Below are 24048 nucleotides of genomic sequence, written 5' to 3'. Positions count from 1 at the left end.
CTATTTGAACGTCAACTGTTTTCTCGGGAGAATAGCTTGCACTTTGGAAGGTGAATCTTTAAAACGCGTTAGGCATAAGTTATATCATGTCGTCTAAGAGAGGAAGTTGTTCGTGCATCCTTATTCTTCTGGGAATTATCAAATCCCAAATCCTAATTATCCGTTCGTACCACAGGGACAGTATTATAACCCTTATTCCGAACCGGGATGGGTTTGGTGGAATTATCCTCAAGATTATGGAGGAAGCTATCGCCTAATGGCACCTCAGCGGCTAACCTTCGTACTTGTGCATGGTTCCTGGGCAGATGCTCACTTTTGGGACGGTGTAGCTGCAGTACTGCGTAGTCAAGGGAACATAGTCTACACCCCAGAATACGCAGGTCATGGAACTGATTCAAATAAAAAAGTCACGCATGCAATGATTACGAAATCAGTCGTTGATTATATAAAACAGCTGAACCTGCTCGACATTATTCTCGTTGGGCACAGCTTTGGTGGAACAGTCATTCAAAAAGTTGCAGAACAGGTACCCGATCGTATCAAGCGCTTGGTTTTCTGGGATGCGTTTGTATTAAAAGATGGCGAATCGCTTGCTGACGAATTACCGCCCCAAACGAGACAAAGTTTTGAAGAGCTCAGAAAGATGTCAAATGATGATACAATCATGCTTCCTTTTGATACATTTCGGGCATTGTTCGTAAATATAGCCACCACCGATGATGCTAAACTCTTTTATACAAGTGTAGCTCCGGAACCGGCTAAACCACTTTTCGAGAATCTGGATCTTAAAGCTTTCTATACGTTACAAATCCCTAAAAGTTATGTGTATTTCTACCAAGATAATGTTTTGCCTCAAGGGGAGGGCTACGGTTGGAATCCCCATATGTCAATAAGACTCGGTTTATTCCGCCTAATCGTTGGCGATGGGGACCACTTTACGGATACGCGCACAAGACCGGCGTATTTGGCGCAAAAGATTTTCGATGCGAGTCGGGATTGATCTGCTCAAGCATAAATTGGTTGAGCTTTTTTTGACTGAGGATGATATTGGTGAATCATTGAATTTGGAGATTAATCGAAAGGCAATAGCAAAAAAATCTTCAGAAGAATTTTCACATTTACCTTTACGTTTAGCAATGCTGCATGCCATGAACAAGACAAAAGAGCTGCAGATCAATATCTTGCTCAAGTTAGAATAAAGACTGCGGTTCTTCTCAAAAACGAGCCACACAATTATTCTGTGTGGCTCGTTTATTTTGTTTTGGGGTGGGGAGTAGTATTGGAACATTTATGTCTTTAGACATCTGTCGGAAGTCAAGAACATTGTCCCATTCCCGATGTGATGGATTAAACTGAAGGGCAGAGAGTTGTAGACCAAGGGTGGTTCGTAAGTAACAGTAATATTAAAATCATGTTATTAAATACCTTTTAAGGTAGGAAAGCAGATGGCAGCATTCCAGATGTAAATGTTAGTTTACCAGTGGTCAAGCTCAATCGATTTATCATTAAGAGCAATGCAGAAGTATATGCGAAAATCCAAGCGGCAGTGTCAAGTTTAGAGAGGATTCTAACACGTTCATACTGTTAGCAAAATCTGTAAGCAGGATTAGCTCGAACTAGGCTCCACGAAGCATCAACTACTTAAGGATCAAGATACACAATGGTTTAAAACCATAATATCTTTATATTTTATAAATATGCATGAAATGAATATGCTTACGATAGCGTCAATCGGCTGGAGCACGTCTACAACTACAAGAACAGCCTAGTGCTATCGCAGTTCGACTACGAATATGACAGCAACGGCAATATCACTGCAGTTACCGATGCGACGGGAAGAACCGGCTACCAATACGACAAGCTGAATCGACTGAAGAAAACGAGTCGACCGAACGGTACGGTTATCGATTACACGTACGTTGTCCGCGGCAATCGGCAGTCGATGACGACGACTAGCAACACGGCCCCTATATTCGCAGACGGAGACAACACGTTCGACAAGTGGGATCGCCAATCCGGTGTAACGCGCGGGGGAGCAACGACGACCTTTGCCTACCAGGTCGATGGCCTCAGAAGCAAGAAGACAACATCTGCCGTTGTCCGTTACGTCTACAACAACAACGGGGAAGTCATCGGGTCATTCAACGCATCCAACCAACTTGGCGCCAATTACATTCGTGGTGATCGGCTATTATCACACTTTGCGGCCGGGGTATTAGATTCAGCCTCGCTAGATGTTGCCGGTGTAACAATATTTGGCGGTTCCAACAATGACTATTACAGAGGAAACATCTCTGGCCACGCAGGAGTTTCTGCAGTTTCGGGAGCAATGATGGCTGGTGGAACGTATATTGGCGGTGGAGGAGCACTAGTCTGTCTCACCGCGGAGCGGGATGCATTGCAAGTGTACCTGCAATGGTAGGTGGCGCCTTTATGGTTGGCGCAGATTATAATTTACTGAGAAATGCAGCTGCAAATATTCAATCTGCTCAGAATAACTATAGTTTTAGTTCAAATGGTGCGGGTAATGCATTTATTAGGGGGGCTACCAAAACTTCTGAATTAACCGCTACTCAATTTAAGGGGTTAGAAAACAATGGAGTAGTAAAGGTAAATTCATCGGGGAGTGATCTGCCTGTAACAGGAGCACCAAATAGCTACTATACTACTGCAAATGGCGAACATGTCTTTGTGTATGATGGACAAAGGAAATTAATATATGATTTAAGTAGTGATAGAGTTAAGGTGTTTAATATCAACGTCAATCCAGTTGAAAAAGAGCTCTACCAGCCATATAAGTTAGATGGCGCGGTTCCACAATTTATATAAAATACATTTGGATGGTGATAATATGAATGGTATAAATTTATACCAAAGCATCGTAAACGAACAGATATTTCATGAGTTTAAAGAACAAAGAGGAGTTACACTATTTAACCATTCAGCTAATAGTAATTACATTGAAGATTTTATTTCAGTTGCATATGTTCTATGTCCGAATATTATTGAAGTTAATGGTTATATATTTATTGCCGATCTCTACGAGGCTCAAGGGGAAAAAGCAATTGATAAGTTATTGGGATTGGAATCGCAATTTAACGCTAATAAAAAACACATTGAACAATGGGTAAATAGTTGGAGTTTTGGCGACTTTTTCTTGGAAAAAGCCTGCGAGTCTATGGACAATGAAAAAATTTTGAAACAGTTTGGGGACATCTTGGTATATAACTGGACGAGAAGAGCAAAAGAAATTTTTCCAAATAGAAATATTATTGTTGAATATAATGAAGGACTTATGGGGGAATTAGGTCTTTCAATCACTCTTTATGAGCAATAATGGCGTTCATTCTTCATGGGAGTCGGGTTTAGGATATTGGACTATGGGACTACCTAAGCCGTTCTTCAAATCATTTAGGGCAGAACCTTTTTCAAAAGTTATGAATAGAGCTGCCGGAACATAAAAAGACAAGGTACTGCCTGGCAAAGTAGAAATTTTGATGAAGTAAAGAGGAGTTGTCTTCATTGGCTAAATTTCTTTGCAAGTGTGGAGTGACACTATCCAATTCAGAAGCCCCCAATGACGTACAGTTACATGTTTATTCCGACAGGGAATGGGATGAAATCATCAACTTAAATGTCATCGACCCGTTAAATATTCCTCCCCCGAAGCATGATGTTTGGCATTGTGTGGAATGTGGCAGAGTTCATGTATTTGATGGTGATGATGTTGTAAGAACCTATATCGTTGAAAAGTAATATGTATCTGATAAGTTCATCGACACCACATGTGAGCTATTGGATTACTTGCAGCGATCATCTATTCGGAGTTAGTAAAAGTAGTAAAAGAAAATCAATTCTCGGCTTCTCGTAAATTACGAATTATTCAACGCCTAGACTTATTCATTTTTTATTGTAAGATTACTACTTGTTACATTGTCAGACTCTGTAAAAAAATAGGAAGGACCAGACTTATTAAACAATAGAAGATGCGGAATAATCACGTCGTCATCAATTTTAAAATGTACATTTCGGGAAACTGCATCCGGAAAAACTCCCCCCCACATGCTTTTTCCAATTGCATTTCCGTTTTTTATAGTAGGATATAATATATGCACGAAGGATATGTCCCCCTCTATCTTCGAAATGGATATTTCTCTAAACTTCCTCCATCCGAATCCATTCCTTTGCTCCAAAACCATTATCCCAATAACAGGCTTGTTGTTGATTGTCTTTTCAAAAAGATAAAAGTGAAGCTCACCTTCAGTGAGGGTAAGTTTTATGTCCTGACTTGATAATCCTTCCTTAAGAAATATTCCTGATTTAAAATAATTCAAGTAACCATTTACCAATATAAATCCAAGTAAAAAAACAATTAAAACAATGGCTAAACTTTTTACAAATGTTTTTCTACGAATTTTCATGTCGTTCCATCCATACTTCAAATAAGTACTGAAAATATTAACACGAGTACAAACGAAAAATGAGAATAAATGTCGAATAAAGGAAATCAGCAGTTCCCCAACTTCAACAGTAGCTCCTGCTTAAAACAAATCAGGTCAAGAGGAAGTGGAAAAATGATTAGATCAACTTGTTTAAAATCGATTGCTAAAGGATTACTATAATAGCAATAAAATTCCAGTAGATGCACAAGGGATCGCTAAGAAGGAAAAAACTCTTTGGTTAGAATTAAACAAAAAAGGGTTACGACTTGCAAAGTGACTATGGGCTATTACTAGTTAACTTTGACATTCATAACAATCGTTTGTGTATATCTCCCATTTGACACCAACCATCCATGCCTGCACGACGAATAATTAAATCGTTCTCAGATTCGTTATAAGGATCCACATCTTGAATTTTATTCGGTGGCCGAATTTGCTTCATGTAGAGAGTGCCATCCTTAAATGTAACTAGCATGTAGCTGTCGGTTCTCATTGTCTGTCCCTTGACCTCATAATAAAAAGCAATGACTTGTATTATGTTTATGTTTTTATCTTCCGGGAACGCTTGCGGTTTTGCCGCTCCCTCAAGCCATTTCTGCCACACAGTCAAGTCTGCTTGTTCATTATAAACATTCGTAAGCTCAGGTTGCACTCTGGTCGTCCCGATTACATATTGGGCCGTCTGCATGGACGTCAACTCCCCAACGGGCTTTGTCCACCTTTCCAAGCTAGGGGAGTCTTTTGATGATGAACACGCTGTGAGCCAGAAGATAGAAAAAAATGAATAAGATATTAAACAATTTTTGCATAGGAAACCACTCTTTTAATATGAGATTCGTACTGGAATCATTACTTATATTTTATTCCTATCGTGTAAAAAAAGCTCTTCATCTTTTAGGAGGAAGAGCTTTTTCTTAATTGATTAAAATTCAAAAGTGAGTTAGAAAATTAGATTCACAATCTTTTTATTAATTCCACCTATTGGTACTTCCCCACCAACCATTGGCAGTAGAGACAAACAAATAGTTACCTCCACCTAAACTTGGCAAATGAAAGTCAATAGTGTGAGGGGTGTAAACGTACAGAGAATATGTTGCACGATTTTTAACCCATACATAATTCTTATAGGTTACACCTCCATAGGATTTCGCGGGCTCACCATAGTTAATAGGTGTTACAGTGGTATCCGGTAGAAGTCTAGGGTAACCTGTAGAAGGGGATTGATTATAACGGTTTTTTAGAGTTTGAGTTCCTCCTGCTATCTGAACATCAAATCCAGATTTGGAGTAATCAATTCCGACGTCTGTTTTTCCATAACCCATGGCAAAAACAAAGCGTTTATCGGAATAAGAGGGAGCAGGATTGCCGGAAAGGTCTTTCACTAAAGATGATTCTTTCTGTAACGTGACAAGTATCACCTTGGGGTTAATTCCATTTGCTGTAGCGGCAGCACTAATTGCGGCTGAAGGCTTTATTGTCCTTCCTGTGTAAACAGGTATTCCTGAATTGTCCATAGTGTATATTGTGACATCGTTCTTCAAAATAGAGTTGAAAGTAGAAGATTCAAATAAAGTTTGTATATTTGCCTGGCTCATTGTCGTTGAATTCGTAAAGTCACTATCGGATATTAGTTCATTCATTGAAAAGTTATTAACAATGTAGTCCTCATATACTGTAGTAGATAAAGGGGAGACTTGATTGGTGGTTGCAATATTTGATGCATTGCCGTTACTATCTGAAAGGCTTGAGTCACTAACCAATTTATTATTTTTATATTTTTCAATTTTAAGTTGATGTGTCAGAGGATCCTTTTTATAAACTTCTTTTCCATTAAAAGAATCAGTTGAGTCAACCATTTCGCCATTTGCATCGTAATGATAACTTATAATATTTGAATCGCTATGAAACTCATTTAGAATTTTTCCATTTTTATCATAAAGCATAACGTTGACATTTTTATTGGTGGAAATATATTGGTTAATTTCTTGAATCGAAGATAAATTAAACTTAGTTAATTTTTTTTCGGAATTACCTGCTGCTGAGACAAGCTGTGGAATAACTAACAACATAGATAATGTACCAACCATTTTCTTGGTGAAGTATATAGATTCTAAAAAATCTTATTCCCATGCGCAGCTAGCTTGCTATTTCACCAATGTTAAAGTTAGGTGGTGGTTGTTTATAAATCGTAATGTACATTAGTTAACTTTTCAGAAAAAGTCCAAAGATATGAAGGCAGCTAAGGAACAAGACTATAAAGTATTCATGTGTTATATTGGTTTGCAAGATGTGCAGTTGCATATTGATCGGGTAGCGTCAAGAGTGGGGCAGGGGGGCACTGGATTGCGGAAGAAGATATCCGGTGGGGATATGGTCAATCTTTAAGTAATTTGAAGCCAGCCTTGGAGATTACAGATGAAGTCACCTTTATCGACAACATCAGTGTACCTGAGAATGTGGCGGAGATCAAATGTAAACATATTATCTTTTGCAGAGAAGAGATCCCTATGTGGGCCAAAGGAACTTTGGAGTTGTACTTATATTAAGTTACTCAAAATAAAGACTTATCATGTAAGAGTCAGAGATTCGGAGCAGTTTCCCTAGATGGCTATCTCATACAATTCCATACACAATACCTGCCGAATTGTGGAATGCACAGCAGCGCTTCGCCTCCAACATGAAAAGCCCGGGTATGCTAGTTCGGGCTTTTGTTAATGCGCCACGCGATACTGTGCCGGAGCTACTTTACGCAAATACAGTAGGTATTTATTCGAATTCAACCATCACAAACTGTCTGGTTAAATATCAACAACTAATTTTTAGATCGAGCCTTACGGTAGTATAAATTCCAAATATTGGAATCTAATCCTTTCTTAACTATCAATACAACATGTCAGAAAAAGAGATCACGTGCTGAAACATTCCCTCAATCTAAACTAATCAGATGTACCATTTACGATAGCAAAAAAGAATATTCGGTATTGCGTCGCAACGTAGTTCATACTTGAAAAGATCCCTAATAGTGACAGAGAGACTTGTTCTATTAGAATCTTTGAATCTTTATTTCGACCATCAGACGAAGTGTGTCGAGCTGGAATTAAGATGGAGTAATCATTCTCTTCATTTTATCGAAGGATGTTAACCAATCGGTCGTAATAATACATCCGATGTAGCCGTCTGGTCGAATCAATACCAACGTGTCGCAAAAAATGCCGTAGTTGCTTCTTAGCTTGCCAGTTGTGTCATTAAGGCAATTGTGTTCCACTTGATGGCTCGTCTCCACAGAATAGCGGCGCAATTCGGCCCCACTAGCCGGCCAGATCAATTCGGAGAGAGCCAAGGAAGAGTTGGCACCGAAGGCTAACAGGGTAAAATGTGGCCCTTGGAGCACGTCGAACAGACGTTGCACCCCATCGGGTCCAGTGCAGGCTGCGTCTGGCGCTCGGTCTCCTACCTTTAGGGTCTTAGTGGCCTGGGTATCGATGTGGGCAAGTGGGCCAGCATGGTAAGAGATTCCGAGTTGTCGCTCCTCGTCTCCACGCTTAAGGCTGGAAAGACGTTGCTTGTCGAGACCAGAGTACAGCTCGCTAGACTTGCCAAGGACGCGTGCAGCGATTGGCTGCCGTTCGGCCTGGTAGCTGTCAAGGAGGCTGTCGGGTGCGCCAGCAATGACCTGACCGATTTTCCAACCGAGGTTGTAAGCATCCTGCACACCGGTGTTGAGGCCCTGCGCGCCAGCGGGCGTATGAACGTGTGCAGCATCGCCGATTAGAAAGACACGACCCAGACGGTAGTTCTCGACGAGCCGGACATTAGGCCGGAACACCGACGTCCAGGTAATGTCATGGAGGTTGTAACTAGTGAGCATCTTGAACTGGGCAGCCATCGCGGCTTCGTCAAGGTCTGATGATTCGTCTACATTCAGACGAATCATGACTTGGAACTGGTTGGAGTTGGGCAGTGGGCATGCTCCAATCGACTTGCCGTGTGTGCGTGGCCACATATGCCACCGGTTACGAGATAGTCCGTCAATCGTGCCGTCGATGATAAGCGTACGATCAGAGTTATCAGTTTCTCCAACGAACCGAATACCAGCGGCTTTGCGGACTGTGCTTGAGCCGCCGTCGGCTCCAACCAGATATCTGCTGGTTACCGTTTCCCCCGAAGAGAGTGTAGCCGTTACCCCGTAGGCATCCTGTTCGAAACCCACTAAAGCGGTGTTGAACTCGATATGCAAGCCGAGGCGACCAAGCAAGCGGTGCAAGATGGCGTCGGTGCGGTGCTGAGCTAGTAGAAGAATATTCGGATATGGTACGGCGGGTGTAACTCTGTTCTGCTTCTGCATCCGCCAAGGTATAGTGATCGGTCCGAGATGGAAACCCGCGAGTGGGTATGGGCCGCCTTCCGCGTGAGCCTCTTCTAGGACGCCGAGATCTTCAAAGACCTCCTGTGTGCGTGGCTGGACGCCCTTGGCGCGTGACCCCTTGAAGGCGTGTGTTGCCTTGTCGATCAACCGAACTCTAAGGCCACGCCTTAGTAGATCTGCCGCTAACGTAGAACCGGATGGGCCAGCTCCGACGATGAGAACATCAATGTCGTGTTGTTTTGTCATATAAATTGACCTCCAATGGTCATAAAGATAATGATTACTTTTATAATAACCGCCACTATTATTGTTTCAAGGAAATTATAAGTTTCCTCGAAATAATAATGATTGAATATTCTTCATTTGTCAATAATGTTTCAAGGAAACTTTAGTTGCAGCTTTTCCTTTGATATACTGATATCAAATAACAATCGGAGGGGAATTAATCATTTGTCATTCAAAGGAAAAGCTGAATAAAGATTATTTGATTAAAAAATTTTTGGAAACAGCGAATGAAATACAGCGTAGATTCCAAACGGAAGACGATGAAGAGAAACAATGGATGATCCAAAATAGTCCTAATCCTGTTATTGCAGAGTTGATGAAAGAAATGACCGTTTTGAGTCTTCATGTGCTGGATGCAATTGGCAAGCTTGAGCCTGTAAACGGCAATACTATTTCAAAGCAATTCGGCATTCCCAAAGGTAGTGTCTCCAAAATTACGAGAAAACTGATTGCTCGACAAATCATTCTGATTGAACATCTGCCAGATAACAAAAAAGAAATTCTGTTTCGTACTACCTCATTGGGCAGAGAGATTTATCATTTGCATGCAGCTCTACATAATCAAATTGATAGCAATGTGAATGGTTTCTTGCAGCAGTATAAAGAAGACGATTTGAGGCTTATTGTAAGTTCTCTCGGAGAAATTGTTCATTCATCATGGGTTTATCCGAGCACAATTGATGAATCAAGTGTGCCCAGCCAGAAAGAGTCGCTCTGCGAAGATATAGAAACGAACATACCTCTTCGTTCTTTAGTGGTAAACGAGGAGATGAATGAAATCATGGAGATGCTCGGCAAGTTGGATTCACGAAACTTAAAGAGGGCGAAAACGATTCTTAACGATGTGTTTTTTACCGTTTATGAGGATTAGAATTACGAAAATCTAAATTATATGAGCGACATATCAGTATAAATAAACAATTAGATCAGAAAGTAAGCGACGGTCGCTATCATTAAAAACAGCAGGATTCTTAGCGTAGACAAGGATCCTGCTGTTTTCTATTAAGTTCTGCCTTTATCCAAACAAAATTACTTAGGAGTTGCTCTTCTCCATAAAATCATTTGCATTAAGAATGTCACTTACCAACAATGCCAGTTGTTCAATGGACATTGTTTTATTTTGTTTAAACCAGAATATGAGTATACCTACTAAACCAGAGGAAATGAAAGCTGTCGCATACTCAGAATGGACTTGGGTATGCTTAAGTACAATATGAATTTCACTTAAATAAGAATAAAACTTTTGATTCAAGATGTTGACTAAGTCATTTTTAATAAGTTGATGAATGAAATTTTCGTTATTATGAAAAAAAACAAAATATAATCTGGCTAACTCGGCTGTAGTTGCGACCTCTAAATCTTGAATTTTAATAAGATATTCATGAAATAAATGATCGAGGTGATATTCTAAAATTTCTTCTTTGGAATTAAATAATTGATAAAATGTTTGCCTGGCAAGATCCCCTCGTTCAGTAATCTCTTTTATCGATATTTTTTTATATGGCTTTTCCTTTAACAATTGCAGCAATGAATCTCTAATCCATTTTTGTGATCGTATTGCTGATGGATTTGTTCCAGTATACAAGACATTTCCTCCAATTTGTCATACTTGTCTGATAACATTGACACGTGTCACTCTTTGTAAATATACTATATCCATAACAATTACAGATGTCAATTTTATAACGGATGTAAGTGACGTAAATATAAATATATGGAGGTTAGTCAGATGGGGAAAACCATTAAAAATGCCAGACTAGCGAATTCGGATTCCGATTACAAAAAATTAAATATTGTGCTAGACCAGGCGCAGCCTAGAGAAGATGGATTGAGAACTACAGGTCGTGAAGGTACTTATGAATGGTGGTACACCGATGCTGAATTTGAAGACGGAACGACGATCGTTACAATTTTTTATACTAAAAATTACTTTGACGTTCCTGGTCCCGCACAACCGACCGTAGATATTGATATCACGCATCCCGACGGTACAAAGACTTTAAAGTCTTTTCAAGAATCCAGAGGAACTGTGATCAACGCCCAAAAAGACATATGTGACGTTAGCATAGGCAAATCCTATCTAAAATATATTGATGGAATATATATTCTGCATTTTGAAGAAGGGGATATTAAATATCATGCTACCATGACTTCAAAAATACCGATGTGGCGTCCAGATACAGGACATTGGTTCTACGGTAATCAGGATGAGCATTTCTTTGCCTGGTTCGTCGCTCAGCCTGCTTCTGCTATAGAAGCTAATTTAACCATTGGGAATCAAACAACTAAGCTTAAAGGAACGGGCTATCATGACCATAACTGGGGAAATATTGGCATGAATAAGCTGATGAATCACTGGTATTGGGGACGTGCGAAAGTTGAGGGCTACGATATCATTGCATGTGACATTATTGCAGAGAAAAATTATAACTACAAACGTCTGCCTGTGTTCATGATTGCAAAAGATGGTGAAATCTTAACCGATGATCAGTCGCATACTAAGATTACGAGGGAAGACACATTTGAACATCCAACAACCAAAAAATTTATGGATAATCATTTAATTTACAAACAACCGGTTTCCAATAAGGAAACTTATACGGTTGAGTTTATTAGAAAAAGAGATATTGTCTCTGTTAGTCTTCTGGGTAAAGTCGCGCGTCTTAAAGCCACGATTGCAAAATTATTAGGTGCCAATCCAACGTACACCCGAATCCTTGGTGAAGTTCGCTTGACTCATGACAAAGATGGAGTAAAGACGGTATATGTACACGAAGGATTATGGGAACAGATGTTTTTTGGTAACAACAAAAACTCTATTATTAATTCCAAGTAAGCTGTTATATGGTTAAAAAAGATTAGAAAGTTCTAACTGGTTCAAGCTGTCAAGAGAGGAGTCTTGGCAGTCTTTTTTTCATACCAATAATAAAACACAACATTACGTTAATTTAGTACTCTCTGGAAACGCCCGTACACCACCTTGCTTGTATTCCGCTTTCTAGCGATACAAAGTGTTTTCGCTTATTGCCCACGGGACAATTTGTTTCGAATTGAGCAAAGGTAAGTATAGCCTTTATTGCATAAGGGTTATAGAAGGAAGTTAATAATTGACATCTATTATATCCTAGTGTTAGGCTATATATAGAATAACTATTATTAGAATAAAAGGAGGCGTTATTAATGGATGTATTATCAATTATTTTTCAAGTCATACTAGGGTTAGGCTTCTTGCTGTTCGGATTAGCAAAGTTTGGATCTAAGAAATTAGTTGAAGAATTTAAGCATTATGGATATCCTTCATGGTTTAGAGTATTTACAGGATTATTAGAATTGGTTTCGGCCGTTCTGGTAATTGCAGGAATCTGGAATAAAACTTTGGCAGCCTGGGGAGCTTTATTAATCGCAGTTACGATGTTGGGAGCCATTTTTACACATGTCAAAATGAAAGAACCATCTAATAAACAACTCATGCCATTTATTTTATTGGTCATAGCAGTGGTAATAATCGTAAACAACTTTGACTTTTTACTTGGATAAATCATATACTTTACTAGACAACCACTATTCATGTCATTACTATGTTTAATAAAGGAGGTCAGGTAATGCATGATCAAAGTCAATTGGATTTGAGGTTGTTTCGTATATGGATGAATTCTTCCAGGTCTCTATTTGAAAATATAAGAAAAGATATAGAGAGTTACAATATCAATCACGAGAATTTTATGATTCTTGAATTGCTTTACAGTAAAGGTCCGCATCCTGTACAAAAAATCAGTGAAAAGTTCTCTATTCCTAGCGGCAGTATAACCTATGTTATCGATAAGTTAGAAAAAAAAAGGCTACTCGCAAGACAACTTAACCCAGATGACAGAAGGGCTTCCAATATTGTTTTGACTAAGGAAGGAAGAGACCTATTTACGGAAATTTATTCCAAACACATCATAACCATTTCGCAAAACTTATCATTTATAACGAATGAAGAAAAAGAACAGCTCATTCATCTATTAAAGAAAGTTGGAATAGGTGCCCAGAATTTGAAGTTAAGCTGAGGGGTTAATGATCCAGAGGGGTTTACTTTAAGAAACCTGTTGTAGCTAATGACTCAACGAACAATTCAGAACCCAAATCAAAAAAGCTTGAGGCTGCCGGTTGGCGGCCTTTTCTAATTTCTATAAAAGGAGCATGAACGACATATGTATAAAATACAATGTAAAATATATTGTCCTAAATGAAGGTTTTTGCCGTTATACCAAGGTTTCTTATATAGACTGTCAACTTATATCTACATCATGAATTAGTCACGTACATAAGCGTGACTAATTTTGTCGTTCACAGAGAGAAAGACAGGAAAGTTATACATATTAATAGAATTATGTAATTAAGAACTCAAATTAAAAAATGGCATTGAGGAGCTAATACTTCTCGAGTAGGAGGGTAAAATATGATTGATTTTATAAATGAGTATATAAATATCTTTTATGCTATTGGTCAGGTGGCAGCGCTATTAGTTGCTATACTGACAGTTTTCTTATGGATAGAGAATATCAAAACCAGGAGAGCTGCAAATAGGCCATTAATAATACCGACTAATTTGAACTCAACTGATACTAACGATAGATTATTTGTTTATGACTTCGAATATCCCTTAGATGAACATGTAAAATATAGGGGGATTTCATTCTTCGGTCTTAAAAATATTGGTAAAGGGCCGACCATTAACTTAAAAGTTGAATCATTTGTTAATAAAAGAGGTAACGCTTTTAGTGTGAGTCCGAATATTATTAATTTACCCGAAGACATAACAGTCCCGTTTGTAATCAGGTTTAAATTTGAAAATAGTATCGATGATTTAGAATTTACAACTTTCCTTACAAAATTATCGTATCAAGATGTCTTTAAAAAAAGATATTATCTGTCAGTTGAATTGTGGCTAAGAGGGCATTTAAACGAAGACGAATCAATTTCACAAGCGTTCATCTTGCGATACCAAAATAGCAATAATCCAACTTGGAATGAATTTGATACAGTGATTTTTAGAGAAGTCGAAAATCATGGAATCTGGGAGCTAGATAAAATGAAAAATATGGTTAAACAGCAGACCAATTCGGGTGCATAAGTTCCTCGGATTAGGGAATACAGGAGACGTTAAACGACAGAACGAAGACTCAATAAAGGGAGAATTATTCTGTGGGTAGCTACGCATCGATTGGTATAAATGGATTTCATTTCTCTTTAAGCAAGAATCATGTAAGCCCTATATGGCTTACACTATATCGTGAAAATGATAAAAAAATAGAGAGCGTGCAAGATGAAGATAATGAGGAGAGGTTGATATGTGAATATTGCACTACTGTAAAAAATATTAAATTACGTTTAGATATTTTGGGTTTTACAATAGATAAAGCAAAGAAGGAGTTTATCTCATACAATGAATCTGTTCAATATTGTAGTTATTTAAGCGGAGAAGGATTCGTTGAAATAGAAATCAATAATTACACGTTCGACAATTGGTTGAAATCTTTGGAATGTATAATCAATTCGCCTTACAGTCACTACTTGTATTACAAAGATAATATTGTGATAACTGATTATCCAATGCAGTATTTTATGATGAATGCGGATTATGAAGGGGAATCGATCTTTGGTTTTATAAGTTCTGACATGCGATATGTATTTCGAGCAATTTTGGAGTTATATGGCGATGATGAAAACTGTGTTATTGATTTTTCTTCTTTAGTGGATGGTGGTTGGTGTTCTGAGAACGATAGAATTTGTGAAGAAACATTGGTGGAATTGGCCGATTCGTATATAAGGAATGAACGAATCATACTTTTAACTGAAGGTTCATCAGACATATCAATAATCAAACGTAGTATGAACATCTTAAACCCAGAAGTAGTTGATTTTTACTCTTTTATGGATTTTAACACTACCAATGTCTGCAAGTTAAAGATGCGTTTGAACCTAAATTGTCGCCAGTCTTAGGTAAGTTGCCTGAGGGATTGGTATTTGAAGGTTGGCGGGAAAAAGGGCAAATGATCAAAATGTAAAGTTTTTTTGTACGGATAAAACAGAGGATTATAAGTTGTCACTGTATATACCAGCTGATTTAGGGGATCCACATGGCTCTAAGTTTAAATATAGACATATGTATAAAATACGGGTTTTGTGAAATAGTTATATAATAAAGAACCGAGAACCGACTTCATCAGTCTTCATCAGTCGGCTGCTCACAATATTAACTGATTACTTATCTTGAATATTTATCTTTAATGTATTACTTACTTCCCTGTATTCCGTTGATTTCAGAACTTCATTATTGCTCTCTTGTAAAAATCCTCAATGATCTCACTTCAGTACCGGAAGTTAATTTAGCAAAATCAATATTTGATTCGGGCCGGTACGTTTCAATACAAAATATCCATGGTCGGCTTGTGTTGCAACTCCGGCATCATTTGGCCGGCAATATCCATGAACTGTGCATGTAGCGTCATCTCGGACCCGAATTTGACCGATTAATCCGACAGCGACCCATTCTGGCCGTTTCAATCGAGATACATATTCCTCATTAGGATCCCATGAAGGATTCAGCTTGGGCTGCAGTTCTTTTCTTTCGGCCGTCAGTATATTTCCATCCTTGGATATTTGAGCTGGAAATACGACTTCTTGATACTGTTTACGTCCCCATTCATCGGTCAAATACTTTCCTTGCCAACGTAATCCCGCGCTGTTCCCGATAATACTTGGAGTAGCACTCGTAACTCCCACAATAAACGTATCGTAAGATGTAGCTTTTCTAATCCTATCTTCATCCGATACAGTCACGAAATAGCCTACGTCGATAGGAATTCCGCTTTCTATTTCGAACAGCTCGGCATAGTCGGCAGCTGGGCTCAAGTATGCACCATCGACAAACATATCAAAGGTCGAACCGCTCCATTTTGCCCCCAAGCCTCTTGCGATAGTTGAAGTACCATTACCAATAAACCAGGAATTGGATTCATCTGCGTCCCCGAAACGCCCCATAATATGAGACGCCTGGAAAAAATGGGTGTCTGTATCCTGCCCTTCTGCATGTGAAAATCCACCACTTGCTATCGTTTCTGTACCCTCCGCATGGGCTGCAAATCCAAGAGCTGAAGTGCTCGATCCTTCAGAGTGGGAGCCGAAATTAGTGGATTGAGTAAAAAGGCCTTCCGCATGGGAAGCTTGTCCACTAGCAATAGTATTGGCACCCTCGGAATGAGCGTAAGGACCGCTTGCCATTGTACTAACTCCCTCGGCATGGGAGAACGGTCCGCCGGCTATTGTGTTTGCCCCTTCTGCATGCGCAGATGGTCCGCTTGCCGTTGTCTGAAAACCCTCGGAATGGGATGCTGTTCCGCTGGCAGTAGTGACCTGGCCTTCAGCATGGGAACCAACGTTACCGCTTGCGATCGTGCTAATCCCTTCGGCATGTGAATAAGATCCCATTGCATTTGTCATACTACCTTCCGCATGAGCTGCCACACCAGAAGCAGCGGAGAAGTGACCTTCCGTATGCGCTCCGACTCCGCTAGCGATAGTAGAATAACCTTCTGCATGTGCGGTATCTGCAGTTGCCTGCGTCTGAAATCCTTCCGTATGAGCAGCGCTTCCGCTAGCAATTGTTGAATTTCCTTCCGCGTGTGCGGTATCTGCAATGGCAAGCGTTTGAAAACCTTCGGAATGAGATGCATTTCCACTAGACGTAGTGCTGCTCCCTTCCGCATGGGCAGCAATTCCACTCGCCGTTGTGTTTATCCCCTCTGCCGTTGAACATTGGCCGCTAGGGTTTTGATTACAACCGTTAGCCATCTCTATCATCCTCATATATTTATTGTCATTCTTTAAATATATATTCTAATAGGTTCAAGGAGGAAACGGCTATAATCTGATAACGTCCATCTATTTACTCCAACAACGCAAAAACGCCACCACGTGAAGTGATGACGCTGCGCTCCAATGAAGCTTGTTTACTTTTTTTCCACAACGGCAAAGTAGTTGTTCTCATCATCGGCAAAGTTGAATACCCGGCCCGTAGGCATCTCCACTAGATCCCCAACTGTAATGCCCTTCTCTTTGAAAGCCTGATAAAGTCCATCAAGATCGTCACTGTAAAAGAGAATTGATGGTGTGTTTAGGTTAAGCTCAGGCTGCATTTGTGCAATGAATTGCTTGTTGTGAATAACGAAGGTTGTTTGTGCTCCTTGTGCTGGGGCAATTTCAATCCATCGCATCCCTTGTCCGTTATTCTCTTCGGAGACGACAATAAAGCCGACTTTCTCCGTCCAAAACCGTACTGCTTGGTCTTGATCATTTATGTACAGCATAATTTGACCGATTTTATTGATCATGGTTTACACTCCCTAGTTTTTGAATAACAGCTAATGGGTCCGCAAGCCATGCAATGTCCTGCATAACGCTGCTATCTTATATTAGCAATTTTTATGTTAGTAAACAACCGATAGCTGCGACTGGGAACAAAACAAATCCCTTACTTTAATTCGGAAGATTAAGCTGCCATGAAACGCCAAATTTATCGACAATCCAACCAAACTTTTTACTGAAGGGATAGTCACCTAAAGGCATTAGAACGCTCCCACCTGCAACTAGATGCTCATAATAATGATTAATTTTCTCTTCTGAATCACATGTGATAAATAAGGAAAACGATGGTGTAAACGTAAATGCATGCTTAACATTGCTATCAATACACATAAGCTCCTGCCCATTTAAGGAAAAGGTAGCTTGCTTAACACTCCCTTCGTTACCTGGTTCATTTGCTCCATAACGCGTAATGCTGATTATTTTAGAATCTTCAATTAAAGATGTGTACTCATTCATGGCTTCTTCCGCGGTACCTTCGAACATTAAGAATGGTGTTACTTTTGACATCGTAATCAAGCCCCTTCTCAAATCATGATTTTGGCAATGATGAAGCATGCAATCTTCGAATTGACTGCCACATGCCCCCTCTATTTTATCAAAAAATCGATTCCTATTGTATTATTGCCAATACGTCTTATTTGAATCTCACTAAAGCCCTGCCAATACAAAAAGACCGCTTCTCCCTCAAGAGAAACGGTCCCTCTAACTTAATGTGAAGCTGAATATTCCTCTAGCTCGGCAGCAGGATCAAGCTTTTCTTTGCTCATTGCGAATGCTGTAAGGAGAGCAATGGCCGATGGAATAATCGCCCAAGCAAAGGTTTGAACAATTGACGACGAGAGTGCTTCTGTAATCTTATCAAGCACCTGCGTAGGAATTTGACTCCGAGTTTCTGGAATTAATATTTTACGTGGATCGCTTAGATCCACACCTTCCGGTATTTGAGCTCCATTGCCAAATATAGTTGCTAGTTTATTCATAAACACATGGCTTTGAATAATTCCGAATACGGTTATACCTAGCGTCATCCCCATTGAACGCATGAAGTTCAGCGTTGAGCTGGCAGAGCCACGTTGCCTAGCAGTGAAGCCATGAATAGCTGCGTTGCTTAATACGGAAAATGATGCGCCGATTCCAAGGCCGACCAGTATCATGAATACCGTAACTATAAAGCGCGAGGAGTCGGTCGTTAATGTCGTTAACAAAGCTATGCCGACGACAAAGAGTGCTAATGTCGGAATCATAATTGAGCGATACCGTAACTTAGTAAGGAAGGCTCCTCCCCCTGCAGCAGTAACGACGGATCCCAGCATCATAGGGAGCAATACAAGTGCTGAATTTGTTGCTGAGCCCCCAAGTACACCTTGAATGAAGATCGGAATGTAGACAGAGGCTGTAATAAATGCTGCAGCACTAAACATGCCCATAATATTGCTTGTTGAATAGAGACGATTCTTAAACATCCCAAAGGTGATAATGGGTTCCTGTGCACGACGCTCGACAAAGACAAAACCAACAATAAGCACCGCAAAAGCGACGAACAAGCCTATGATCATACTAGAATCCCACGCATATTGCTTACCGCCAAGCTCCAGTGCAAGCATAAGACATACGATTGATGCTACTAGCGTAAATGCGCCAAGGTAGTCGATTTTTTGCTTGGAATGCTCGACAGACTCCTTGTAAAAGAAAGCGATCATTATGAAAGCAATAAAGCCAAGAGGTAAGTTAATGTAGAAAACCCACGACCAGTTGATATAATCCGTTATATATCCCCCAAGAAGAGGTCCGAATATACTGGAAAGACCAAATACGGCACCGAATAACCCACCCACCTTGCCTCGTTGGTCAGCAGGCACGATATCAAACATGATCGTGAATGCAATCGGCATTAGAGCACCGCCGCCAATACCTTGAATGGCACGATAAATGATCAGCTGTTCGATTGAGCTAGCTGTACCACATAAGGCAGAACCGACCATGAATACAATTATTCCGAAAATAAAGAAACGTTTTCGACCATACATATCCGATAGCTTACCGAAAATCGGCATGCCAGCCATCTCTAATACCAAATATGCCGAGGTCACCCACATCAATTTTTCAAATCCGCCTAGCTCCCCGACAATAGTACCCATTGCTGTTGCTAAGATGGTGTTATCCATCGATGCCATAAGTATGGCTAACAGCAGACCTCCAATAATAATACCCCTCTTATTACCCTTCGCCATCTTTCTTGTTCCCTCCACACACTGATTAGAGTCCCGCAGTCAGTATCCTCTTTGCAAAAGTGTACTGATTTAGATAAAATGAATTAAACATTCATACGTTTATCAAGTTTCTTGAATGTCTAATATCTTGATAATCAAGACATTTATATATTAAAAGGAGGTTTGTCTTTTGTCAAGCCATCAGAAAGCTCATACGACGGATTTACAGGAAGATTTCACTCTACACATGCGTGGACTAGGAAACCGAACGGTATTATACCAGCAAAATGTAGCTTCCTCGCTTGGGCTGCACAATAATGATTTTATATCGGTTGATATTTTGCGCGAAAAAGGTCCCATTACCGCTGGTGAGCTTTCAAAGCTAACTGGACTTACAACGGGCAGCGTTACAGCACTAATCGACCGGCTGGAAAAGATGGGTTATGTACGTAGGCAAAATGATCCTAATGATCGCCGAAAAGTAATTATTGTTCCTCTATATGAAAATAAGGACGAGGTGAGCAATACCTATATGCCTCTTCACAACGCAATGGTACAGCTGGCCTCCTCCTATACAGATGAAGAGCTTGCACTTATTACGCAATTTTTAGGCAAAGCGAGCACGGTCTTAGATGAGCAAATTGATCATCTTAGCTCCAAAGCACGTAACAAATCTTCTTCTTCAACTTAATTAGGTAGCCGAATAGGAATAAAAAAGAGAACCAGCCAACACGATAATTAAGTGTTAGTCTGGTTCTTTATGCATAACGTTATACTGGTTTATGTTGACCTTTAGAGAGAGCTGGCTGCTTGAACGAGAAACTTGGCCAACCAATTATAGTCAGTCGCATGCCCATCACGAATTTTGATCGACTTTCTTTCTACTGGTCCTTCGAATTGATCTATCGGTAATTCAACATTTGTTGTGTTAAAGATTGTGAAGGTGATTGCATCCTTTGAAGGTGAGATTACAGCAGCGTAGTGGCCGTTAATCAGATAATGCGGCTTACGGTATTGCATGCGCTCTTCTACATCTGGTAATGATTGATAAACCATCTGACGAAGCTGATTATATGTCTCGATCTTCCAAGGTGAATTGAGGCTTTCGATAAGTGCAGTTACCTCTTGATTCATAGAATTCGCTTCTCCCTTCATTTTCCCACACTAGTTCTTAATTGTTTTGGCTAGCTCAGACATAGTCTGGTTTCTCAAATGCTCTTCCATCTTCTGTTCTGCCGCTAATACCACCTGCTGAATCATACATTCCGGTCCATGATCCAAGGCACAATCGAATAAGGAGGCAGTTCCTTCAATAGCATGGATAATATCAAGGAACGAAATTTCTTCCCAATTGCGTTTTAACCGATAACCGCCATTAGCGCCTGATGCAGACTCAATCATTCCTGCCTTGACTAGCTTAGTTAATATTTTGGATAGATAGGTAGGTGAAACATTTTGCTTCTCCGCCAGCTGCTGCACACCAATAGGTTTATTGGGAGTGGCTGCCACAAGAAATAGCATAGTGTGAAGGGCATAGTTCGTCGCCTTCGAGTACTTCATACTAAATCCCCCCACCTTTTAATAAGATTTTATCTATCCATAATAACTTTTATAAAATCGCATCGTCAAGTAAGATAAGCTCCTGTTAACTTACTCTAAGCCAACACCTGCTTAATGTAACGTGATCTTATTAATAGGAAATAAATAATTTGAATCAACACGAAAGCCCCTAGTACAAGGAATGATTCCTTCATCAAGCTATACTGGAACATACTTTGCATTGCGGTTAAAGCAACAGCTCCATGTATTGTGGCTACAGCGATAGGGACGAAGAACAGAATCATTAGCTGCCTCGTCAAAATCTTGGACAGTTCTCCCTCTGTTAGTCCTAATTTGATAATTGAAGCAAACTTTAGCTTATCATCGGGCATATCTGCGTACAATCTGAAGTAGAGGAAGCTACCGGCTGCAACGAAGAATACAGCGCCTATGAACAATCCAATAAACAATACAACACCGAATCCTTGAATCATCTGATGCACATCGTAGGCTAGCGATACGAACCGATTGCCGCCCCCTCCTACCTTCTTCGAAAGGCTTTCTCCAACCTTTAGTGTTTTTTTGTATTTATCGACATCGAAGGCGTAGAAGGTTTCTACTTTTTTATGGTCAAGCTGATTAAATAGGGCGTCCGAAATGACAAAATATTCGATAAACATAGGCAGTGTTACAGATGGCATGCTGCCTATTGGTTTGATTATCTTATTGCCAGACGCAAGCTTTACCTCATCTTTATGATCAGCAGCTTTTTTATTCATAAGTGAGTTTGTGTAATAAATGACTATTGCTTGATCTCCAGTTACATTTACAGCCTCTTCGCCTGCTGACTTCGCAATAGCATTAAACTCTGAAGCTTTAACTACAGTTACTTTTTCTTTCGAATCGGATATCTGCTCTGACATCGATGCTTGGAGTCGTTGATAATCAATTTTGGCAGCTTGCAGAGAGCTTTCTATTAAAGCAACATCCTCCTTAGCCTTATCCGCCCGATTTTCAGTAGTAACATATTCGAATGCAAAAGGATTTTCCTTCATCATCATCTCAATCGCCATTGTTCTAAAGCCAACCAGAGAGCCGATTGCCGAGAAAGCCACGGTTGAGAGGATAGCCACCATGAAGAACGTCCGGGCGTTATCCTTCATTCTATAGGCCAGATCAGACAGAAAGAGCATATTTGTGCCGCGCCAGAAGAAGGAGCGATTGTTTTTACTTTTGTGAATGAGGTATACGCTCATCTGAGTGAATAAGAAATAGGTGCCGACAATGACAACCAAAGTAACCGGAATCATCGCATAAATGACTAGCATTCCCTTTACCATCAAAGCAACCGTATAGCCTCCAGCCAAAAGTAGGACAGCAAGCCAGGATAAGATAGCCGATGATTTCGGCTCTGTTTTCGGTTTGGTACTGCCCTTAATAAGGTCCATGAGTTTATTGGCTCGGAGAATGATAACGGTGAATAACGAAATCAGCACAAACAAGACAACAAAAGCAACTAAAGTCAGACTCATAGCCTTAATAGGCAAGTAAAAAGGGAGTGCTTCATCCAGCTGCAGGGAGTTCTCCGCTACAAGCAGCATGATTTTCGATAAAATCAATCCCATACCAATTCCAGATAAGGTTGCGAAAAAACCAATCAGAACATTTTCAAAAAATACCATTGTTCTCAGCTGAGTATTGGTCATTCCAAGCATAACCATTAAGCCGAATTCTTTCTTTCGAGTTTTAAGAAACGCGCTCATAGAAAACAGAACAAAGAAAAAGGAAAAAACGTAAATCAAACCTTCTGCAAAATGTAATCCGGTTGAGATGTTGATGTTGAGCGATCCATTTGCAATATCAGGGTGGAACGCAAACACAGCATAGACGAAGAAAACCATAACCGAAAATGCGCTACTAAGAAAATAGGCGGCATACGTACGTTTATTGCGCAATACGTTGTTAAACGCGAATTGACGAAAGGTCATGCGCATTCCCTCCCAACAACGAAAGCACGTCTATGATTTTCTGGAAAAAGGCTTGCCGACTGTCCCCACGATGAATTTCATTATATAATTGGCCATCCTTAATGAAGATTACACGGTGACAATAGCTCGCTGCTACCGCGTCATGCGTTACGAGCATCATAGCCGTACCGTCACCACTGTTGATGGCACTTAAGGTTTCCATAACGTCTCTGGCAGACTTAGAATCCAGGTTTCCTGTAGGCTCATCCGCAAACAGAAACTTCGGTGAATGGATCATCGCCCTCGCGATGGCTGTACGCTGCGCCTGGCCCCCGGAGATTTCGAAGGTTCGCTTCTTAAGTATGCTCGTAATTCCAAGCTTTCCGGCAATTGCAGCTACTTTTTCCTCCATTACCTTGACCTTTACGCCCTCTAGGGTTAGCGGGAGCACGATGTTTTCTTCCACCGTCAGTGTGTTAAGTAGGTTGAAATCTTGGAAAACAAAGCCAAGCTCCTTCCTACGAAACAGAGCAAGCTCTTTCCTCTTTAGCTTGTGCGGATTTTTCCCGTTAATAAGGATCTCACCCGTCGTTGGCGTATCAATCGCTGCAACCAAATTGAGCAACGTCGTTTTACCACTTCCGGACGGGCCCATGATGCCAACGAATTCACCCTGCTCTATCGATAAGCTAATATCAGTTAACGCCCGGGAAGGGACCTTCCCACCATAGACTTTGTTTAATTGGTTAACGCTTAGTATCTCCATCTCTACTCGCTCCTCTATATTGTGCAGTCAACTCTGCTTCTGTAATTGAGTTTACGGGAAGAGA

The 24048-nt window shown here is 40.2% G+C and carries 26 protein-coding genes; 13 read left to right on the top strand and 13 right to left on the bottom strand.

Annotation, left to right across the window (positions count from 1 at the left end; all coding sequences use genetic code 11):
- The first annotated feature begins 112 nt into the window (after positions 1 to 112).
- From KCTCHS21_RS15820 to KCTCHS21_RS15800, 6 genes are all read left to right on the top strand, one after another.
- On the top strand, positions 113 to 1000 hold the full coding sequence (locus tag KCTCHS21_RS15820) for an alpha/beta fold hydrolase (RefSeq protein ID WP_130610146.1): 888 nt from the start codon (positions 113 to 115) through the stop codon (positions 998 to 1000).
- Positions 1001 to 1031: 31 nt separating this feature from the next.
- Positions 1032 to 1199: a hypothetical protein gene (locus KCTCHS21_RS30715; protein ID WP_162309336.1), complete on the top strand. Its 168-nt coding sequence runs from the start codon at positions 1032 to 1034 to the stop codon at positions 1197 to 1199.
- A gap of 569 nt (positions 1200 to 1768) precedes the next feature.
- Positions 1769 to 2422 carry an RHS repeat domain-containing protein gene (locus KCTCHS21_RS15815; RefSeq protein WP_157994056.1) on the top strand — a complete coding sequence of 218 codons (654 nt, stop codon included), beginning with the start codon at positions 1769 to 1771 and terminating at the stop codon, positions 2420 to 2422.
- An 11-nt stretch (positions 2423 to 2433) separates the two neighbouring features.
- Positions 2434 to 2829: a hypothetical protein gene (locus tag KCTCHS21_RS15810; protein ID WP_130610140.1), complete on the top strand. Its 396-nt coding sequence runs from the start codon at positions 2434 to 2436 to the stop codon at positions 2827 to 2829.
- Between the two features lie 7 nt (positions 2830 to 2836).
- Positions 2837 to 3337 (top strand): hypothetical protein, encoded by a 501-nt coding sequence (locus KCTCHS21_RS15805; protein WP_197726469.1) that lies wholly within the window; start codon positions 2837 to 2839, stop codon positions 3335 to 3337.
- A 185-nt stretch (positions 3338 to 3522) separates the two neighbouring features.
- Positions 3523 to 3756 (top strand): DUF8617 domain-containing protein, encoded by a 234-nt coding sequence (locus tag KCTCHS21_RS15800; protein ID WP_130610134.1) that lies wholly within the window; start codon positions 3523 to 3525, stop codon positions 3754 to 3756.
- A 140-nt stretch (positions 3757 to 3896) separates the two neighbouring features.
- Here the strand turns inward: KCTCHS21_RS15800 and KCTCHS21_RS15795 are convergent, their stop codons facing one another.
- From KCTCHS21_RS15795 to KCTCHS21_RS15780, 4 genes are all read right to left on the bottom strand, one after another.
- Complete coding sequence (locus KCTCHS21_RS15795) at positions 3897 to 4421, bottom strand: hypothetical protein (RefSeq protein WP_130610131.1); 525 nt, start codon at positions 4419 to 4421, stop codon at positions 3897 to 3899.
- Positions 4422 to 4749: 328 nt separating this feature from the next.
- The gene (locus KCTCHS21_RS15790) at positions 4750 to 5130 is read right to left on the bottom strand and encodes a hypothetical protein (protein ID WP_130610128.1); all 381 of its coding nucleotides are present in this window, start codon (positions 5128 to 5130) and stop codon (positions 4750 to 4752) included.
- 280 nt (positions 5131 to 5410) lie between these two features.
- On the bottom strand, positions 5411 to 6529 hold the full coding sequence (locus tag KCTCHS21_RS15785) for a hypothetical protein (RefSeq protein ID WP_232057852.1): 1119 nt from the start codon (positions 6527 to 6529) through the stop codon (positions 5411 to 5413).
- 1010 nt (positions 6530 to 7539) lie between these two features.
- A complete protein-coding gene (locus KCTCHS21_RS15780) occupies positions 7540 to 9054 on the bottom strand; it encodes an FAD-dependent monooxygenase (RefSeq protein WP_130610125.1) in 1515 nt (504 codons plus the stop codon).
- Positions 9055 to 9292: 238 nt separating this feature from the next.
- Here KCTCHS21_RS15780 and KCTCHS21_RS15775 point away from each other — a divergent pair, with 238 nt between their 5' ends.
- On the top strand, positions 9293 to 9964 hold the full coding sequence (locus KCTCHS21_RS15775) for a helix-turn-helix domain-containing protein (RefSeq protein WP_232057851.1): 672 nt from the start codon (positions 9293 to 9295) through the stop codon (positions 9962 to 9964).
- A 162-nt stretch (positions 9965 to 10126) separates the two neighbouring features.
- Here KCTCHS21_RS15775 and KCTCHS21_RS15770 read toward each other — a convergent pair whose 3' ends face one another.
- Positions 10127 to 10678: a TetR/AcrR family transcriptional regulator gene (locus tag KCTCHS21_RS15770; protein WP_157994055.1), complete on the bottom strand. Its 552-nt coding sequence runs from the start codon at positions 10676 to 10678 to the stop codon at positions 10127 to 10129.
- A gap of 144 nt (positions 10679 to 10822) precedes the next feature.
- Between KCTCHS21_RS15770 and KCTCHS21_RS15765 the strand changes: the two genes are divergently transcribed.
- From KCTCHS21_RS15765 to KCTCHS21_RS15745, 5 genes are all read left to right on the top strand, one after another.
- Positions 10823 to 11929 carry a lipocalin-like domain-containing protein gene (locus KCTCHS21_RS15765; protein WP_130610117.1) on the top strand — a complete coding sequence of 369 codons (1107 nt, stop codon included), beginning with the start codon at positions 10823 to 10825 and terminating at the stop codon, positions 11927 to 11929.
- Between the two features lie 344 nt (positions 11930 to 12273).
- Positions 12274 to 12630, top strand: coding sequence for a DoxX family protein (locus KCTCHS21_RS15760; RefSeq protein ID WP_130610114.1), 357 nt, complete (start codon positions 12274 to 12276; stop codon positions 12628 to 12630).
- A gap of 65 nt (positions 12631 to 12695) precedes the next feature.
- Positions 12696 to 13142: a MarR family winged helix-turn-helix transcriptional regulator gene (locus tag KCTCHS21_RS15755; protein WP_130610111.1), complete on the top strand. Its 447-nt coding sequence runs from the start codon at positions 12696 to 12698 to the stop codon at positions 13140 to 13142.
- A 392-nt stretch (positions 13143 to 13534) separates the two neighbouring features.
- A complete protein-coding gene (locus KCTCHS21_RS15750; RefSeq protein WP_130610108.1) occupies positions 13535 to 14209 on the top strand; it encodes a hypothetical protein in 675 nt (224 codons plus the stop codon).
- A gap of 71 nt (positions 14210 to 14280) precedes the next feature.
- Positions 14281 to 15078: a HEPN/Toprim-associated domain-containing protein gene (locus KCTCHS21_RS15745; RefSeq protein WP_130610105.1), complete on the top strand. Its 798-nt coding sequence runs from the start codon at positions 14281 to 14283 to the stop codon at positions 15076 to 15078.
- A gap of 381 nt (positions 15079 to 15459) precedes the next feature.
- On the opposite strand, the gene KCTCHS21_RS15740 is transcribed toward KCTCHS21_RS15745, so the two are convergent.
- From KCTCHS21_RS15740 to KCTCHS21_RS15725, 4 genes are all read right to left on the bottom strand, one after another.
- The gene (locus KCTCHS21_RS15740; RefSeq protein WP_157994054.1) at positions 15460 to 16929 is read right to left on the bottom strand and encodes a peptidase G2 autoproteolytic cleavage domain-containing protein; all 1470 of its coding nucleotides are present in this window, start codon (positions 16927 to 16929) and stop codon (positions 15460 to 15462) included.
- 158 nt (positions 16930 to 17087) lie between these two features.
- Entirely contained in the window at positions 17088 to 17468 is a 381-nt protein-coding gene (locus KCTCHS21_RS15735; RefSeq protein WP_130610099.1) for a VOC family protein, read from the bottom strand.
- A 145-nt stretch (positions 17469 to 17613) separates the two neighbouring features.
- Positions 17614 to 18009, bottom strand: coding sequence for a VOC family protein (locus KCTCHS21_RS15730; RefSeq protein WP_130610096.1), 396 nt, complete (start codon positions 18007 to 18009; stop codon positions 17614 to 17616).
- A 200-nt stretch (positions 18010 to 18209) separates the two neighbouring features.
- Positions 18210 to 19733, bottom strand: coding sequence for an MDR family MFS transporter (locus tag KCTCHS21_RS15725; RefSeq protein ID WP_130610093.1), 1524 nt, complete (start codon positions 19731 to 19733; stop codon positions 18210 to 18212).
- A 226-nt stretch (positions 19734 to 19959) separates the two neighbouring features.
- On the opposite strand from KCTCHS21_RS15725, the gene KCTCHS21_RS15720 reads away from it, so the two are divergent.
- The gene (locus KCTCHS21_RS15720) at positions 19960 to 20403 is read left to right on the top strand and encodes a MarR family winged helix-turn-helix transcriptional regulator (protein ID WP_197726543.1); all 444 of its coding nucleotides are present in this window, start codon (positions 19960 to 19962) and stop codon (positions 20401 to 20403) included.
- A gap of 101 nt (positions 20404 to 20504) precedes the next feature.
- Here the strand turns inward: KCTCHS21_RS15720 and KCTCHS21_RS15715 are convergent, their stop codons facing one another.
- The 4 genes from KCTCHS21_RS15715 to KCTCHS21_RS15700 all read right to left on the bottom strand — a co-directional run bounded on the left by KCTCHS21_RS15715 (position 20505) and on the right by KCTCHS21_RS15700 (position 23984).
- Positions 20505 to 20846, bottom strand: coding sequence for a DUF1801 domain-containing protein (locus tag KCTCHS21_RS15715; protein WP_130610087.1), 342 nt, complete (start codon positions 20844 to 20846; stop codon positions 20505 to 20507).
- A gap of 30 nt (positions 20847 to 20876) precedes the next feature.
- Positions 20877 to 21272, bottom strand: coding sequence for an Rrf2 family transcriptional regulator (locus KCTCHS21_RS15710; protein WP_130610084.1), 396 nt, complete (start codon positions 21270 to 21272; stop codon positions 20877 to 20879).
- A 95-nt stretch (positions 21273 to 21367) separates the two neighbouring features.
- Entirely contained in the window at positions 21368 to 23239 is a 1872-nt protein-coding gene (locus KCTCHS21_RS15705; protein WP_130610081.1) for an FtsX-like permease family protein, read from the bottom strand.
- On the bottom strand, positions 23214 to 23984 hold the full coding sequence (locus tag KCTCHS21_RS15700; RefSeq protein WP_130610078.1) for an ABC transporter ATP-binding protein: 771 nt from the start codon (positions 23982 to 23984) through the stop codon (positions 23214 to 23216). The genes KCTCHS21_RS15705 and KCTCHS21_RS15700 overlap by 26 nt, the downstream gene beginning before the upstream one ends.
- Positions 23985 to 24048: the final 64 nt, after the last annotated feature.

The organism is Cohnella abietis (genome assembly GCF_004295585.1).
Lineage (GTDB): Bacteria > Bacillota > Bacilli > Paenibacillales > Paenibacillaceae > Cohnella > Cohnella abietis.
The sequence above is the reverse complement of the archived record's forward strand: the minus strand, read 5'-3'. Positions and strand labels throughout refer to the sequence as shown.

What these genes read in the sequence shown, in the direction of transcription:
- KCTCHS21_RS15755 (WP_130610111.1), top strand. Translation starts at nt 12,696, where the DNA reads ATGCATGATCAAAGTCAATTGGATTTGAGGTTGTTTCGTATATGGATG.
- KCTCHS21_RS15730 (WP_130610096.1), bottom strand. Translation starts at nt 18,009, where the DNA reads ATGTCAAAAGTAACACCATTCTTAATGTTCGAAGGTACCGCGGAAGAA.
- KCTCHS21_RS15725 (WP_130610093.1), bottom strand. Translation starts at nt 19,733, where the DNA reads ATGGCGAAGGGTAATAAGAGGGGTATTATTATTGGAGGTCTGCTGTTA.
- KCTCHS21_RS15750 (WP_130610108.1), top strand. Translation starts at nt 13,535, where the DNA reads ATGATTGATTTTATAAATGAGTATATAAATATCTTTTATGCTATTGGT.
- KCTCHS21_RS15700 (WP_130610078.1), bottom strand. Translation starts at nt 23,984, where the DNA reads ATGGAGATACTAAGCGTTAACCAATTAAACAAAGTCTATGGTGGGAAG.
- KCTCHS21_RS15810 (WP_130610140.1), top strand. Translation starts at nt 2,434, where the DNA reads ATGGTTGGCGCAGATTATAATTTACTGAGAAATGCAGCTGCAAATATT.
- KCTCHS21_RS15710 (WP_130610084.1), bottom strand. Translation starts at nt 21,272, where the DNA reads ATGAAGTACTCGAAGGCGACGAACTATGCCCTTCACACTATGCTATTT.
- KCTCHS21_RS15760 (WP_130610114.1), top strand. Translation starts at nt 12,274, where the DNA reads ATGGATGTATTATCAATTATTTTTCAAGTCATACTAGGGTTAGGCTTC.
- KCTCHS21_RS15720 (WP_197726543.1), top strand. Translation starts at nt 19,960, where the DNA reads ATGCGTGGACTAGGAAACCGAACGGTATTATACCAGCAAAATGTAGCT.
- KCTCHS21_RS15780 (WP_130610125.1), bottom strand. Translation starts at nt 9,054, where the DNA reads ATGACAAAACAACACGACATTGATGTTCTCATCGTCGGAGCTGGCCCA.
- KCTCHS21_RS15740 (WP_157994054.1), bottom strand. Translation starts at nt 16,929, where the DNA reads ATGGCTAACGGTTGTAATCAAAACCCTAGCGGCCAATGTTCAACGGCA.
- KCTCHS21_RS15705 (WP_130610081.1), bottom strand. Translation starts at nt 23,239, where the DNA reads ATGACCTTTCGTCAATTCGCGTTTAACAACGTATTGCGCAATAAACGT.
- KCTCHS21_RS15715 (WP_130610087.1), bottom strand. Translation starts at nt 20,846, where the DNA reads ATGAATCAAGAGGTAACTGCACTTATCGAAAGCCTCAATTCACCTTGG.
- KCTCHS21_RS15765 (WP_130610117.1), top strand. Translation starts at nt 10,823, where the DNA reads ATGGGGAAAACCATTAAAAATGCCAGACTAGCGAATTCGGATTCCGAT.
- KCTCHS21_RS15735 (WP_130610099.1), bottom strand. Translation starts at nt 17,468, where the DNA reads ATGATCAATAAAATCGGTCAAATTATGCTGTACATAAATGATCAAGAC.
- KCTCHS21_RS15785 (WP_232057852.1), bottom strand. Translation starts at nt 6,529, where the DNA reads ATGGTTGGTACATTATCTATGTTGTTAGTTATTCCACAGCTTGTCTCA.
- KCTCHS21_RS15790 (WP_130610128.1), bottom strand. Translation starts at nt 5,130, where the DNA reads ATGCAGACGGCCCAATATGTAATCGGGACGACCAGAGTGCAACCTGAG.
- KCTCHS21_RS15795 (WP_130610131.1), bottom strand. Translation starts at nt 4,421, where the DNA reads ATGAAAATTCGTAGAAAAACATTTGTAAAAAGTTTAGCCATTGTTTTA.